10 protein-coding genes and 2 pseudogenes are annotated in these 14273 nt (G+C 71.6%); 6 read left to right on the top strand and 6 right to left on the bottom strand.

The window, feature by feature from the left end; genetic code table 11:
• Window positions 1-13: 13 nt before the first annotated feature.
• A pseudogene (arsB, locus tag ACZ6AA_RS37610) lies at window positions 14-1129 on the bottom strand (ACR3 family arsenite efflux transporter); the annotation flags it as partial.
• A complete protein-coding gene (locus ACZ6AA_RS37615; RefSeq protein WP_468453576.1) occupies window positions 1129-1440 on the bottom strand; it encodes an ArsR/SmtB family transcription factor in 312 nt (103 codons plus the stop codon). The gene ACZ6AA_RS37615 and the pseudogene arsB, both read right to left, overlap by 1 nt.
• Before the next feature lie 74 nt (window positions 1441-1514).
• Here ACZ6AA_RS37615 and ACZ6AA_RS37620 point away from each other — a divergent pair.
• The 3 genes and pseudogenes from ACZ6AA_RS37620 to ACZ6AA_RS37630 all read left to right on the top strand — a co-directional run.
• Window positions 1515-1664, top strand: a pseudogene (locus ACZ6AA_RS37620) (arsenate reductase ArsC); the annotation flags it as partial.
• 148 nt (window positions 1665-1812) lie between these two features.
• Window positions 1813-2070, top strand: a complete 258-nt coding sequence (locus tag ACZ6AA_RS37625) for an arsenate reductase/protein-tyrosine-phosphatase family protein (RefSeq protein WP_468453574.1) — start codon at window positions 1813-1815, stop codon at window positions 2068-2070.
• Between the two features lie 55 nt (window positions 2071-2125).
• Window positions 2126-2536 (top strand): arsenate reductase ArsC, encoded by a 411-nt coding sequence (locus tag ACZ6AA_RS37630; RefSeq protein ID WP_471462958.1) that lies wholly within the window; start codon window positions 2126-2128, stop codon window positions 2534-2536.
• Window positions 2537-2902: 366 nt separating this feature from the next.
• Here ACZ6AA_RS37630 and ACZ6AA_RS37635 read toward each other — a convergent pair whose 3' ends face one another.
• Together ACZ6AA_RS37635 and ACZ6AA_RS37640 are read right to left on the bottom strand one after the other, a co-directional pair.
• Window positions 2903-3916 carry a glycoside hydrolase family 16 protein gene (locus ACZ6AA_RS37635; RefSeq protein WP_471462960.1) on the bottom strand — a complete coding sequence of 338 codons (1014 nt, stop codon included), beginning with the start codon at window positions 3914-3916 and terminating at the stop codon, window positions 2903-2905.
• A 157-nt stretch (window positions 3917-4073) separates the two neighbouring features.
• A complete protein-coding gene (locus tag ACZ6AA_RS37640) occupies window positions 4074-4604 on the bottom strand; it encodes a hypothetical protein (RefSeq protein WP_468483501.1) in 531 nt (176 codons plus the stop codon).
• A gap of 144 nt (window positions 4605-4748) precedes the next feature.
• Between ACZ6AA_RS37640 and ACZ6AA_RS37645 the strand changes: the two genes are divergently transcribed.
• Complete coding sequence (locus ACZ6AA_RS37645; protein ID WP_471462962.1) at window positions 4749-8435, top strand: AfsR/SARP family transcriptional regulator; 3687 nt, start codon at window positions 4749-4751, stop codon at window positions 8433-8435.
• On the opposite strand, the gene ACZ6AA_RS37650 is transcribed toward ACZ6AA_RS37645, so the two are convergent.
• Window positions 8419-9180, bottom strand: coding sequence for an ABC transporter permease (locus ACZ6AA_RS37650; protein ID WP_468453566.1), 762 nt, complete (start codon window positions 9178-9180; stop codon window positions 8419-8421). The genes ACZ6AA_RS37645 and ACZ6AA_RS37650 overlap by 17 nt on opposite strands.
• Window positions 9177-10151 (bottom strand): ATP-binding cassette domain-containing protein, encoded by a 975-nt coding sequence (locus ACZ6AA_RS37655; protein WP_468453564.1) that lies wholly within the window; start codon window positions 10149-10151, stop codon window positions 9177-9179. The genes ACZ6AA_RS37650 and ACZ6AA_RS37655 overlap by 4 nt, the downstream gene beginning before the upstream one ends.
• A gap of 356 nt (window positions 10152-10507) precedes the next feature.
• Here ACZ6AA_RS37655 and ACZ6AA_RS37660 point away from each other — a divergent pair, with 356 nt between their 5' ends.
• On the top strand, window positions 10508-11404 hold the full coding sequence (locus ACZ6AA_RS37660) for a LysR family transcriptional regulator (RefSeq protein ID WP_468483503.1): 897 nt from the start codon (window positions 10508-10510) through the stop codon (window positions 11402-11404).
• Window positions 11405-11724: 320 nt separating this feature from the next.
• Window positions 11725-14247, top strand: a complete 2523-nt coding sequence (locus tag ACZ6AA_RS37665) for a hypothetical protein (protein ID WP_468453560.1) — start codon at window positions 11725-11727, stop codon at window positions 14245-14247.
• Window positions 14248-14273 lie beyond the last annotated feature (26 nt).

Below are 14273 nucleotides of genomic sequence, written 5' to 3' on the forward strand. Positions count from 1 at the left end.
GGACGGCCGGGATTCGGTCGGCCGGTGTCGCGGCCCGGGTGGTGAACTTCCGGCGCCAGGCGAGTGAGACGTAGACCAACATCACCAGGACCGGCACCTCGATGAGCGGCCCGACGACGCCGGAGAGCGCCTGGCCACTGGTGACGCCGAAGGTGCCGATCGCGACCGCGATGGCCAGCTCGAAGTTGTTGCCCGCCGCGGTGAACGCCAGCGTCGCGGTGCGGTCGTAGGCCAGGCCGATCGCCTTGCCGAGGGCGAAGGTGCCGAACCACATGAGAGCGAAGTAGATCAGCAGCGGCAGCGCGATCCGGGCCACGTCCAGCGGCTGCGAGGTGATCGTCTTCCCTTGGAGGGCGAAGAGGATGACGATCGTGAAGAGCAGGCCGTACAGGGCCCACGGGCCGATCCTCGGCAGGAAGTTGGCCTCGTACCTGTCGCGGCCCATCCGCTGCTCGCCGATGCGGCGGGTGAGGAAGCCGGCCAGGAGCGGGACGCCGAGGAAGATGACGACGTTCAGGGCGATCTTCCACATGGAAATGTCGAGGTGCTCGCCCTCACCCAGGCCGAGCCAGCCGGGCAGCAGGTCGAGGTAGAACCAGCCGAGCAGCCCGAACGCCAGGACCTGGAAGACGGAGTTGAGAGCGACAAGGACCGCTGCGGCTTCGCGGTCACCGCAGGCGAGGTCGTTCCAGATGATGACCATGGCGATGCAGCGCGCGAGCCCGACGATGATCAGGCCCGTGCGGTACTCGGGGAGGTCGGCCAGGAAGATCCAGGCGAGTGCGAACATCACCGCCGGCCCGACCAGCCAGTTGATGACCAGCGACGATGCCATCAGCTTCTTGTCGCCGGTGACGGCGTCGAGCTTGTCGTAGCGGACCTTGGCCAGGACCGGGTACATCATGACCAGCAGGCCGAGCGCGATCGGCAGGGAGATCCCGCCGAGTTCGACCTTGGCGAGCGCGTCGTCCATGCCGGGGATCAGCCGCCCCAGGCCGAGGCCGACGGCCATCGCGGCCAGGATCCAGACCGCCAGGTAGCGGTCGAGTGTGGAGAGTTTGGCGACGACGCCGGAATCGGCGGCCGGGGCCGCAGGCGCACCCGTGCCCGCTTGTTCCGTGCCGGCCATCAGCAGGCCCGCTTCCGGCCGGTCTCGACCGTCTCGCGCGCGGCGGCCGCCAGGCCCGCGAAGGAGCCGGCCAGAGCGTCGAGGACTTCGGGCTTGAGCTTGTAGTAGATGAAGCGGCCGCACGGCTCGGTGTCCACGACTCCCGCCTCGCGCAGCACCTTCATGTGGTTGGAGAGATTGGTCTGCTTCGCGCCGGTCTCGGCGACCAGGTGAGTGGTGCACAGCGTCTCGTGGGCGAGCAGGGTCACGATCTTCATTCTGAGCGGGTCGGCGAGCACCCGCATCAGTTCAGTGTCGACTGACGTCAGCATGGGCTGATACTGTCACATCATCTGAGGCTGATACCAGTCCAGGCTGAATCGTGGAGCCCGTCGGAGGGGCCCTGATGACCGCACCCACACCGCCCGTCCTGCCCGACGCCCGCCTCGCCGCCGGCGCCGCCCGCCTGGCCGCTCGGCATACCGGCCGCTTCTCCACCGAGACCGTCCAGGCACTGATCGCCGACTCCTGCACCCAGCTCGCCGCCACCGCACAGGTCTCCACGCACCTGGTCGTGCTGGCCGAGCGATGGACGGCCGAGCGTCTCGATGCCCTGGACCACCTCCGCAAGAGGCCGGGCGGCAGGATGCCGCGGGTGCTGTTCGTGTGCAGCCACAACGCCGGCCGCCACCGTCGAACCCTTCGTGACCCAGGTGCTGACCGAGGCCGGAGTCGACCCCAGCGGCGCGTTCCCCAAGCCGCTGACCGACGAGGCCGTCCGAGCCGCCGACATCGTCGTCACCATGGGCTGCGGCGACGCCTGCCCCATCGTGCCCGGCCCTCGCTACTTGGATTGGCCCGTCCCCAACCCCAGGGGCGCCCCGATCGCCATCGTCCGACAGATCCGTGACGACATCGCCGCCCACATCACCGACCTGCTCAACTCCCTGCCCACCACCTGAAACCCGAGGCTCGGCACCCATCCGAGCCGCGCTCCACACCGCGAAGGAAGAACCGATGGCCTCCACCCCGCTCGCCTCCGTGCTGTTCGTCTGCGTCCACAACGCCGGACGCTCCCAGATGGCCGCCGGATTCCTCACGCACCTCGCAGGCGACCGGATCGAGGTCCGCTCCGCAGGTTCCCTCCCCGGCGACCAGGTCAACCCCGCCGCCGTAGAGGCCATGAAGGAAGTCGGCATCGACATCTCCACCGCCCAGCCCAAGGTGCTCACCACCGAGGCCGTCCAGGCATCCGACTTCGTCATCACCATGGGGTGCGGCGACGCCTGCCCGATCTTCCCCGGCAAGACCTACCTCGACTGGGCCCTGGAAGACCCCGCGGGCAAGGGAGTCGAGGCCGTACGCCCGATCCGCGACGAGATCAAGAACCGCATCGAGGCCCTGATCACCGAGATCGACACCCGCTGACGGATTCCCGAGAGCCGTTCGGGAACCGACTTCGAGATCCGACACCCAGGAGACCCTTCCGTCGACTCCGGCGCACCGGGCTGCTGGCAGCGCTCTCGAGCGGCGTCGTACTCGGTCCCGGCGAACGCGGTCAGTGGCTCCCCTTGGGAGTTGAGAGACCGGCACAGGCGTCGCGGCGAATGGCGGCGTAAATTTCGGCGACATTCGGCGGCAGTGTGGCCGATCACCGATGGATCAAGCAACGGCACGCGCCACCCTTGACCAGGCGTCGATGGACTGGAGGGGACTGTCCGGACTCATCCGGACAGTCCCCTCCAGGACTTTTAATCCATTGGTTGTGGGTTCGAGTCCCACACGGTCTACCTCTCAGGCCCAGGTCGGGCAGTGCCCGACCTGGGCCTGTGGCGTGCGCGGAGCCTGTCCGTCCGCGGTGCATCGCTTGCCCGTGTATGCGTACGCCGCGACCCAGGTGATCTCCAGCCGCGCCGACGACCCCGGCTCGGCGTAGGGGCCGTACAGCGCGCTCTCGTTCTGCAGGATCCAGCTCAGTGGGCGGGACGGCACGCCTCGGGTGTCCTCGCCGATGTACTTGCCGTCCATGGAGAAGCGGACCCGGCCGGGGGTCCACTCGGTGCTCACCGTGTGCCACTCGGTCCAGTGTTCGCCGGTGGGGAAGCGGCCCTGGGGGCGGCCGTCGCAGGGGTGGTGGAAGGCCGTGATGGTGTCCGTCCAGTTCTGTTCGGGGTAGTCGATCTCGCAGCCGCCTCCGTAGTGCAGCCACGCCGACTTGTAGCCGGGGGCTGGCTCGGTCACCTTGATGCGGGCGGAGAATTTGCCGTACGCCCGTTCCATGGTCCTGCGCGGTACGACCGCTGCGGAGTGGATGTCGCCGCCGTCGGCCGGGCGGAACATGCGGATCCTTATCCGCCCGTCGCCGTTGGCCGCCGGGCCGACGCTGATGGTGTCCTCGGGGTGGTACGTCCCGCCGACGGTGCGGCCCACGTTGCCGTCGGCGCCGGACTTGGCCGTGTCCGGCCAACCGGTCGGGTAGGCCCACCAGTCGGCGCGGTACGGGGCCGGGAGGCCGCCGCACCAGGCTGTGCGCCGGTCGGGGTTGTGGTCGCAGTCGGAGAAGCTGCCGAGCGTCACGTGGTCGCCGTTGAAGTTCTCCGCGAACACCTGGCGGAAGGGGCCGCAGTCGCCGCGCGGCATGCTGGTGGTCGTGGTCCAGCAGGCGTCCCGGGGTGGCGCGGCGGACGCCTCGGCGTCAGCCTCGGTCGGTGCGAGGAGGAGCGCCGCTGTCGCCGCGGTGGCCGCGGCGGTGGTCCTCGCGGCGGTGCGGACGTGTCGTGTGCGCGTGCGTCGGTTGCTTTCAGGCATGGCTCTTTCCTGAAGGCTCAGGCTGCGGGGGTTGGTTGTTTGGGGATTTTGGATACTTTGTACCGATTGAATCCTTTGTCGGTCGTATCCAGTTCCTCGGCGCGCCGACTCGGCCGACCCCGTCCCGCGCCACCCCACAGCCGCCATCACCCTGCGGCTACCGCCCCGCGGCGAGGGCCCAGCGAACCGTGGCCGGAGCGGTGACCGTGATCGAGCCCGTCTCCCTGGCCTCCTTGAGGCGCAGTGCGTTGTACGTGCTGCTGACCCGGCCGGTCACGCAGGTGTGGGGAAAGCTCATGGCCACGGGCTGGACGGTCACCTTGAGAGTGCCCTTGCCCCGGCAGTTGACGAGCACCGACAGCGGACCGGCGCCGATGCGGCCGAGCGGGATGGTCCGGTTGCCGCTCGTCGAGGAGACTTCGGCCAGCGGCTTGCCTTCGGGGAGGCTGGGGGTCAGGGAGGCCGACTCTCCGCGTATGTGCTCGGGGCGGCTCTCGGGTGTGGACGCGGGCGGTGCCGATTTCGGTCGGTCGGGAGCTGGAGAACTCCCGGCGGAGCAGCCTGTGACGGTGGCGATCAGCAGCAGTGTTCCCGTGGCGCGGCGCGCCGTGCGCAGAGCCGCCTTGCGGGCCGATTCGGGCAGGCGGTCGTCGAGCAATGGCTTCCCCCATCTGGTTGTCGTGATCATTGCGGAAATGGTCCGGTCGGGTCCATCCGCCCCCCCCCGCTGGACCCGGACCTGGACCCGGACCTGGACCTGGGGCGTTTCTGCGAGGGCTGGGGCCGTGCTCGGCCTCGATCCAGTTCGACGCGCGCATGGCAAACTCGGCGCGTGCAGATCCGGATGCTGGGGCCGTTCGAAGTACGTGCCGACGGGGGTCGGTTGGTCGATGTGCCGGGGGTGCGGCTGCGCGGGCTGTTGGTCGCGCTCGCGCTCCGGCCGGGGCAGGGCGTTCCGAAGGCCGCGCTCGTCGACTGGATCTGGGGGGAGTCTCCGCCCGCCGACGCCACGAACGCCTTGCAGCAGCTGGTCTCGCGGTTGCGGAAGCTGCTGCCGGACGGGGCCGTCGAGGGGCAGACCGACGGGTACCGGCTGGTGGTCGAGGCCGACGCCGTCGACGTCCTGCGGTTCGAGCGCCTCGTCGCCGCGGGGCACGTGCGGACCGGGGACCTTTCCGGGCGGGTGCGGCTGCTCCGCGAAGGGCTCGACCTGTGGCGCGGTGCGGCCATGCAGGACGTGGGGGTGCGGGGCAGCGCCGCCTTCGACGCCGCCGTCGCCCGGCTCGACGCGCTGTGGCTGACCGCCACGGAGGAGCGCGTCGAGGCGGAGGTCGCCCTCGGGCGCGGGGTGGAGATCGTCACGGAGCTGGGCGGGCTCGTGGCCGCGCATCCGGTACGGGAACGGCTCGTCGCCGCGCTGATGCGGGCCCTCGTCGCCGCCGGGCGTACCGGTGAGGCGGTGGCCGTGTACGAGAGCGCGCGGGAAGCCCTCGCTGATGCGCTGGGCATCGATCCGTCGCCCGAGTTGGCGGCGTTGCATGTCGCGGTGTTGCGGGGGGAGTTGGGTGGGGCGTTTGGTGTAGCGGGTGTAGCGGGTGTAGCGGGTGTAGCGGGTGTAGCGGGTGTAGCGGGTGTAGCGGGTGTAGCGGGTGTAGCGGGTGTAGCGGGTGTAGCGGGTGCAGTTGGGGTGGTTGGGGAGACAGGTGTCGCAGGGGCAGCAAGGCTCTTGGGGGTGCAGGGGGCTGGCAGGGGCAATGGGTCTGGTGGGGTCAGCGAGGGCAACGGGGCCAGCAGGGTCAGCAGGGTCAGCGAGACCAACGGGGCCAACGGGGGCAACAGGGTCGGCGGGGCCGAAGAGGCCGACAGGGCTCACAGAGCCGACGGGGTCAACGGGGCCGCCGGGGCCGCCGGGACCACCGGGCCCGGGCCCGCCCCCGGGCCGGAGAACGTGCGGCGGCGGACCAACCTGCGCGCCGAGCTCACCAGCTTCGTCGGCAAGGCCGCCGACATCACCGCCGTACGCGAACGCGTCCGCGCCCACCGCCTCACCACCCTCATCGGACCCGGCGGCTCCGGCAAGACCCGGCTGGCCACCGAGACCGCCCGCACCCTCCTCGACGAACTGCCCGACGGCGCCTGGCTGGTGGAGCTCGCCGCCATCGGCCCGGACGGTGACGTGGCGCAGGCGACGCTCGCCGGGCTCGACCTGCGGGACGCCCTGTTCGGCGGGGCCCCGAACGCGGACCTGACGGACCGGCTCGTCGCCGCGTGCCGGGACCGGGACGCGCTGCTGGTCCTGGACAACTGCGAGCACGTGATCGAGTCCGCGGCGGTGTTCGCCCACCGGCTGCTCGGCGAGTGCCGACGGCTGCGGATCCTGGCGACCAGCCGGGAGCCGCTCGGCATCACCGGCGAGGCGCTGTGGCAGGTCGAGCCGCTGGCCCTGCCGGACTCCGGCGCGGGCCCGGCCCAGATCGAGTCCTCGCCCGCCGTCCAACTGCTGCGGGACCGGGCCGGGGCCGTGCGCCGGGGCCTCGCCGCCGACGAGCGCACGCTGGCGACGATGGTGCGGGTGTGCCGGGCCCTCGACGGGATGCCGCTCGCGATCGAGCTGGCCGCGGCCCGGCTGCGCACGATGTCCGTCGACCAGCTCGCCCACCGGCTCGACGACCGCTTCCGCCTGCTGACCAGCGGCAGCCGGACCGCCCTGCCGCGCCACAGGACGCTGCGCGCGGTGGTCGACTGGAGCTGGGAGCTGCTCACCGACGCCGAGCGGATGGTCCTGCGCAGGCTCTCCGTCTTCTCCGGCGGGGCGAGCCTGGAGGGGGCCGAGCGGGTCTGTGCGGGGTACGCCGATGACGTAGCCACTGAAGTCGGCGGTGGCGCCGACCACGCCGTCGCGCCCGAGGACGTACTCGAACTCCTCACCACCCTCACCGAGAAGTCCCTGCTCCGTGCCGAGGGCGGCAGCGCACCCCGCTACCGGATGCTCGGCACGATCAAGGAGTACGCCGGGCAGCGGCTCGCGGAGGCGGGCGAGGCGGATCCGGCGCGCCGCGCCCACCTCGCGTACGCGTCCGAGCTGGCCGAGGCCGCGGAGCCGCACCTGCGCCGCGCCGAGCAACTGGAGTGGCTCGCCGTGCTCGGCGCCGAGCACGACAACATCGGCGCGGCGATGCGCGGCGCGCTCGCGGCGGGCGAGGCGCAGGCGGCGATGCGGCTCGCGGCGGGCGCGGGCTGGTACTGGTGGCTCAGCGGGCACAGGACCGAGGGCTACGAGCTGATCACCGCGGCCGTCCGGACGCCCGGCGAGGTGACGGACGACGTACGGGCCACGGTGTACGCGCTGGTCGTGCTGTTCGTGACGTCCGGCCCTGGCGACGAGCACCAGGCCGCGGAGTGGATCCACAAGGCGTACGAGTTCGGTCGGCGAGGTCGGTCGGGTGAGTCGGATGAGTCGGGTGAGTCAGGTGCGTCGGGTGCGTCAGGTGGGCTAAGTCTGCGCAGCCATCCGTTGATCGGTCTCGTCGCTCCGCTGGAACGCATGCTGCGGGAGCCGGGCGCGGGTGCGGCGGCGTTCGAGGAACTGCTCGCCCACGAGGACCCGTGGGCGCGGGCGCTGGCCCGGCTGCACATGGGCAAGATGCGGATCATGCTCGGGCCGGGCGGGTTGGGTGGGCCGAGCGGGCCGGACGGCCAAGGCGGCCAGGGCCGCGGTGCCGCCGACCGGGACGGGAAGGACGCGGACGCCCACCTGGAACAGGCAGTCGCCGAATTCCGCGCGCTCGGCGAGCGGTTCGGCATCTCCTTCGCCCAGACGGAGCTGGCGGCCCGCATCGCCGTGCGCGGTGAGTTCGCCGCCGCGTGCGCGCACTACGACCAGGCGATCGCGGCCATCGCGGAGGTCGGTGCCACCGAGGACATCGTCCCGATCCTGGCGGCGCAGGCGCAGTTGTACCGGCTCCTCGGCGACGAGGCGGCGAGCGCGGCCGCCCTCGCCGAGGCCGAGCGGTGCGCGGAGCGGGTCACCTGGCCGGGCGCGCTGGCCGTACTGGCCTTCTCGAAGGCCGGGCCCGCCCGGTGGGACGGCGACACCGCGGAGGCGCGCGCCCAACTCGGCGTAGCGAGGGCCCTGTTGGGCGAGGAGGCGGAGCGGGCCAACATCCGCTCCCTGACGTACGACCTGCTCGGATATCTCGCCGACGACCTCGGCGAGGCCCGCGAGCACCGGGCGGCGGCCTGCGCGGCGGCGGCCGAGGCGGGGCACGCGCCGGTGATCGCGCGGGTGCTCGTCGGGGTCGCGGACCTGGCGCTGCGCCGCGGGGAGCACGAGCAGGCCGTACGACTGCTCGCGGCGAGCGAGGGCGTGCTCGGGCTCAAGGACCGCTCCCACCCGGACGCGGTCCGGATCGAGCGGACGGCGCGGAGCCGCCTCGGCGACACGCGGTTCGCCGAGGCGGCTCTGGAGGGGAGGCGGACCGGCTGGTCCGAGCTCGCCGGGGTCACGCTCGCTTCTTGAACGAGGAGACCGCCCACAGGTACCCGATGACGGCGAAGCCGACGCTCCAGGCGACCGCCGCGATCGTGTCGCCGCTCGACGGGTTGCCCGCGAGCAGTCCGCGCAGCGTCTCGATGATCGGGGTGAAGGGCTGGTACTCCACGAACTGCCTGATGCCCGTGCCCATCGTGTCCGAGGGGACGAACGCGCTGCTCAGGAACGGCAGCATGATCAGCGGCACGGTGGCCATGCCCGCCGACTCGGGCGACTTGGCGGCCAGGCCGAGGGCGACGGTGAGCCAGGCGGCGGCGAAGCTGACCAGGACGATCAGGCCGAGCACGCCGAGCCATTCGCCGGCGCTCGCGCCCGGGTCGAAGCCCATCAGGAAGGCCACCCCGATGATGGCGGAGCAGGCCACCAGGCAGCGGACCGTCGTGACGACGACGTGGCCGGTGAGCATGGCTCCGCGGGAGACGTCCATGGTCTTGAACCGGTTGATGATGCCCTTGGTCATGTCGTCGTTCACGGCCGTGGAGGTGGCGCCGAGGCCGTAGCTGATGGTCATCACGAGCAGACCGGGGGTCGCGTAGTCGATGTAGTCGACGCCGACGTCGAAGCCGCCGCCGAGGACCTTCACGAACAGCAGCATCATCACGATGGGGAACAGGATCGCGTTGAACACCGTGACCGGGTTGCGCAGGGTGTGCTTCAGGTTGCGGCGCAGCATGATCGCCGAGTCGGCCATGGCCGTGGAGACAGTACTCACTGGGAGATCGCCGCCTTCTTCGTGTAGTTGGTGCCGGTGGTGAGGCCCGTGTCGGTGCGCTCGGTCAGGGCGAGGAAGACGTCGTCGAGGTCGGGGGTGTGCACGGTCAGCTCGTCCGCCTCGATGTCGACCGAGTCCAGCCAGTCGAGGATGGAGCGGAGCTCGCGCTGGGTGCCGTCGCTGGGGATCTGCAGCGACTGCGCCTCGTCGTCCTTGGTGGCCTCCTCGCGCAGGGCTGAGGAGGCGTGCCGGTACGCGGCCGGGTCGGTGAAGCGGAGGAGCACGTGGCCGCCGGGGATGAGGCGCTTCAGCTCGTCGGCGGTGCCCTCGGCGGCGATCTTGCCGCCGCTCAGGACCGCGATGCGGTCGGCGAGCTCGTCGGCCTCCTCGAGGTACTGGGTGGTGAGGAAGATGGTGGTGCCCTCGGCCACCAGCTCACGGACGATCTGCCACATCGTGCGCCTGCTGCGCGGGTCGAGGCCGGTCGTCGGCTCGTCCAGGAAGATGATCTCCGGGCTGCCGACCAGCGTCATCGCCAGGTCCAGCTTCCTGCGCATGCCGCCGGAGTACGTCGACACCAGCTTCTGCGCCGACTCCACCAGGTCGAACCGCTCCAGGAGGCCCGCGATCAGCTTCTCCTTGTTGCGCACGCGCTTCAGCTCCGCCATCAGGAGCAGGTTCTCCCGCCCCGACAGCAACTCGTCCACGGCGGCGAACTGCCCCGTCACACCGATGGCCGCGCGCACCCCCTTCGTCCCGCTCACCACGTCGTGCCCGGCCACCTGCACGAGCCCGGCGTCCGCCGTCATCAACGTCGTCAGGATGTTCACCGTCGTCGTCTTGCCCGCCCCGTTCGGCCCGAGCAGCGAGTAGACCGACCCCGCCGGAACATCGAAGTCGATGCCGTCGAGCACGACCTTGTCACCGAATGCCTTGCGCAGTCCCGAGACCGCGATCGCAGAAGTTTTCATGTCCCCTAAGGTCGCGGCCGCACCTGTCATGGGGCTTTCACGCCCCTGACACGGGCCCTGACATCGGGGTTACGTCGTGTTTTCGCTGGTCAGAGCCCTGTGCGGACGACGAACTCGCGCTGCCGCTGTCACGCGCGGGCACCGTCACCGTGGACGACGGAGCGCTCGGTCGTAGCCGTGCCTGTCGCAGAGCACGGCGCACGCGCGTGCTGAGTGCCTCGTACGGCCCGTGCTTGGCGTACGCGCTCCTCAGCGGCGTGCTTTTGCGCCCCGGCGTGCGCCCTTCTGGCGGTGGCTCTTTCCGGAGGAATATGCGAGGGGAGCATTCGGAGGATGTCCGGAGGAGGCGGCTGGGCATGGAGATGAGGCATCTGAAGTACTTCGTCGCCGTGGCGGAGGAGGGCAGCTTCACCCGCGCCGCCCTCGCCCTCCACGTCTCCCAGCCGACCCTGAGCCAGCAGATCCGCGATCTGGAGCGGGAGTTGGGCGTCACGCTGCTCAGCCGTGGTCCCGGCGGCGTGCGGCCCACGCTCGCGGGCGAGGTGTACTACGAGCGCGTCCGGCTCGTACTGGCGGCGGTGGACGACGCGGCCCGTGCGGCGCGGCGGGCGGCCGGCGGCCCGGCGAGACTGAGCGTGGGCATCGGAGGGCTGCTGCCGAGCAATGTGCACGTGACGGTCCTCAGCGCCTTCGCCGCCGCCTACCCGCACGTCCGCGTCGCCTGGCGCGAGCTGACCATGACCGACTTCGACGGCCCGTTGACGAGCGGCGAGGTCGACGTGTCGCTGATGCGGATGCCGGTGGACCCCGAGCACCTGGTGTGGGAGCCCCTCCTTGAGGAGCCGCGCGGGCTCGTCGTCCCGATGGGCCACCGGCTGCACGGACTGGACAGCGCCACGCTTGCCGACGTCATCGAGGAGCCGCTGCCCAACGTGGCCCCCTCCGTGCCCGCCGGGATGCGCCGGTGGTGGCAGATGTACCCCGAGCGCAACGGCGAGGCCCCCGAGTTCGTCGGCGAACCGGTCAGCTCGCCCTACGAGGTCTTCACCTCGGTCGCCCTGCACGGCGTCGTGTGCCCCGGCCCCTTCGCCTACCGCACCACACCGCTTCCGGCCGGAGTCCGGATGCTGCGGCTCACCGGCCTGCCCGCCGCGAGCGTCGTCGCGGCGCGCAGACGCGAGGACCGCAGAGAGCTCCCCGCCGCGTTCTGCGCACTGGCCGCACAGCTGGCACGCGGCCTCACGGCACAGTGAGCCGCACCGGGCGGCAGGTCGTCCGCGGCCGCACCGGCCGTGCACGCGCGCACCGGCCGCCGCCGCACACACCCGCCGCCACGCACACCCGCCGCCCCCAGCCCAACAGCCGCTATAGCCAAGGCCTTTCCCGCATAGGCACTCCGACTTCGACAGCTCCCCGCGAACGTCTGATCCTGGGTATTCGCCGAGCGCCCACCTCCCGACCCACAGCCAGGGCCGAGGACACAGGCCCGCGTTACCGGCCACAGAAGCCCCGCCCCCACACATCGCAGGGGCGCGCCGGAGCCATGGAGGAGACGAGGAAGCACGGAGTATCCATGAGCACCGTTGTCTGCGGAACGCACACCCTGGCCATCGACACCGCACTGGGCGCCCGCATCGCCCGCGCACGCATCCGCACCACCGCCACCGACCCGCTCGGCCCCGCCCGGACACAGGGACTGCCCCAGCCCTTCCTGATCGGGCGCGACGCGCCGGTGAGCCTCGCCCACACCGCCGTGGAGAACCGCGAAGCGGTCAACTTCCACGCGCCGTGCGGCTACGGCAAGACCACCCTCCTGCGGCACCTCGTCGCGCTCGGCCCCGCCCGCGGCGCCACCGAGCCCCACGTGTACCTGAAAGTGGGCGACTTCGGCCTGGACGACCTCCTCCAGCGCCTGGTCTCCGAGCTCTACACCCTCCGACCGCCGGAGGCCTCCGACGAGCCGGTGCGGCTGACCACCCAGCAGTGCGCCCAAGTCCTCGGGCACACCAACGCGCTCCTCGCCCTGGACGACGTGGCCCTCACCGAGGACCAAGTCGCCTACGTCCGGCGCATGGTGCCCGGCTGCGCCCTGGTGATCGGCTCCGGGGAGCCGGTGCTCGGCGACGGCGGGACCGTGCACGACCTGGGCGGCCTGGCGCGGCCCGCCGGGGTCTCGCTGCTCGTACGCGATCTGGGCCGGTGGATCCCGCCGGAGGAGACGCAGCACGCGCGCGACCTGGTCGACGCGGTCCTGGGGCAGCCGCTGCACATCCGGCAGGCGGCTGCGCTGGTCGCGTCCGGCGAGCACACCCTGGCCTCGCTGGCCGCCCTGGCCGAGGAGGACCCCGGCGAGCTGGACCGGCTCAGCATCGACGCGCTGACCTCCGACGAGCGGCGCGTCCTGGCCGTGTTCGCCTTCACCGCGGGGGCACTGATTCCCGCCACCCTGGTGTCGGCGATGGCCGACGTCGCCTACGTGACCGTCATCCTGGACTCGCTGTTCGACAAGGGCCTCGTCGAGCACCCGGACGACCGCTTCGGACTGCCGGTGTGCAAGGGCGAGACCTACCGCGGGCTGCTGCTGGGGTACTTCGCGCTCGCCACGGCCGAGCGCGGGCTGGTGGAGTGGCTCCGGGAACGCCCGGCCGACGGCGCGGAGGCGCACTCCGCGCTGGAGTCGGCGGTGGGGCTGCTGGGGCACGCGGCGGGCGCGCACGAGTGGCTCGCTGTGATCCACATCGTGCGGGCGGTGGAGCCGGTGCTGTTCGTCCAGGGCCGCTGGGAAACCTGGCAGCGCGTGGTCGGCTCCGGCCTGGAGGCGGCTCGCGAACGGGACGACAGTCTCGCCGAGGCGTACTTCGCCCACCAGAGAGGCACCCTGCTGTTCTTCCAGGACCGTGCCGGGGAGGCCAGGGAGGAGCTGGAGAGGGCCCTGGACATCAGGGGCCGACTGGCCGACGAGGAGGGCATGGCGCGTACCCGCGAGAATCTCGCGTTCGTCGTCGTGGGCCCGGACGGCACAGCCCCGCCCCGCCGAGACCGGGCGCGCGGAAACTGGCGCCGGATCCGCCGGGCCGCGTTGATCGCGGCGGCCGGGCTGACCGCGATCGTCCTGGGCGGGCTCGTCCTGGACCTCCTGGGCCTCACCGGGTCCGACAAGGAGGGCCGGGACGATCGGCCCGGCGTGTCCGGCGGCACCGCCTCGGGCCCGTCCTCCGGCAGCGGGAGCGACGGGAAGCGAGGGCCGGGGCAGCACGGAGGCGACGGCACCCGGGCGCCCTCCGGCGAGCGCGGATCATCCGGCGGCGGGGGCAAGCCCGGTTCCCCGGGCCGGAGCGGCAAGGACGGCAAGGGAGGCAAGGACGGCAAGAAAGGCAAGAAGGGCAAGGAGGGTGACTCCGGCCGCAAGGGCGGGGGCGACCGGAAGGAGGAGCAGGGAGGGCCGGGCGGCTCCGACCGCGTGGCGCCCGCCTCCCCCCTCATCACGCCCGGCTCCACGTCCTTCCGTGACGCCTTCGCCCGCGCCGGCAGCCCGGAAGGCTTCAGCGTTCAGGAGGGCCGACGCGAGACCCGGACCTTCACCTTGATCAATCCCGGCTCCAAGGTCTCCACCGTGGACACGGTGGAACTCACGGGATCGGACGCCTTCCAGATCACGACCGACGACTGCTCCTCGGCGGAGCTGGGCCCCGGACACCCGACCTCCTGCGAGGTGACCGTGACCTTCCAGCCGGGCGAGGTCGGCGAGCAAACGGCCCGGCTGACAGCGGGATGGAGCAGATTGACGTCCTTCGCCGAGCTGTCCGGGACCGGCTACGCCGTGGTCCACGTCGACCGTGAACAGCCGGAGGGCGGCACAGGAACCGTGGAAGCGTCCGACTTCGCCGAGAAGGACTGTGACGGAACGTCGTGCTCCTACCGCGTACAGAACCCGGAGTTCACCCTGACAGCGGTCGCCAACGGGATGCGGTTCGTGGAATGGCGGGACGCGTGCCAAGGCGCCGACACCCAGTGCGGCCCGCCGCTCACCGGCGTCCAGCGGGCCGTCGCCGTCTTCAAGTCGCCGGCCACGTCGTCCTCGCCCTCCAACGGATGACGCCGCGTCGACGGCAGCCCCTCCCC

The organism is Streptomyces sp. NPDC040610 (genome assembly GCF_055594065.1).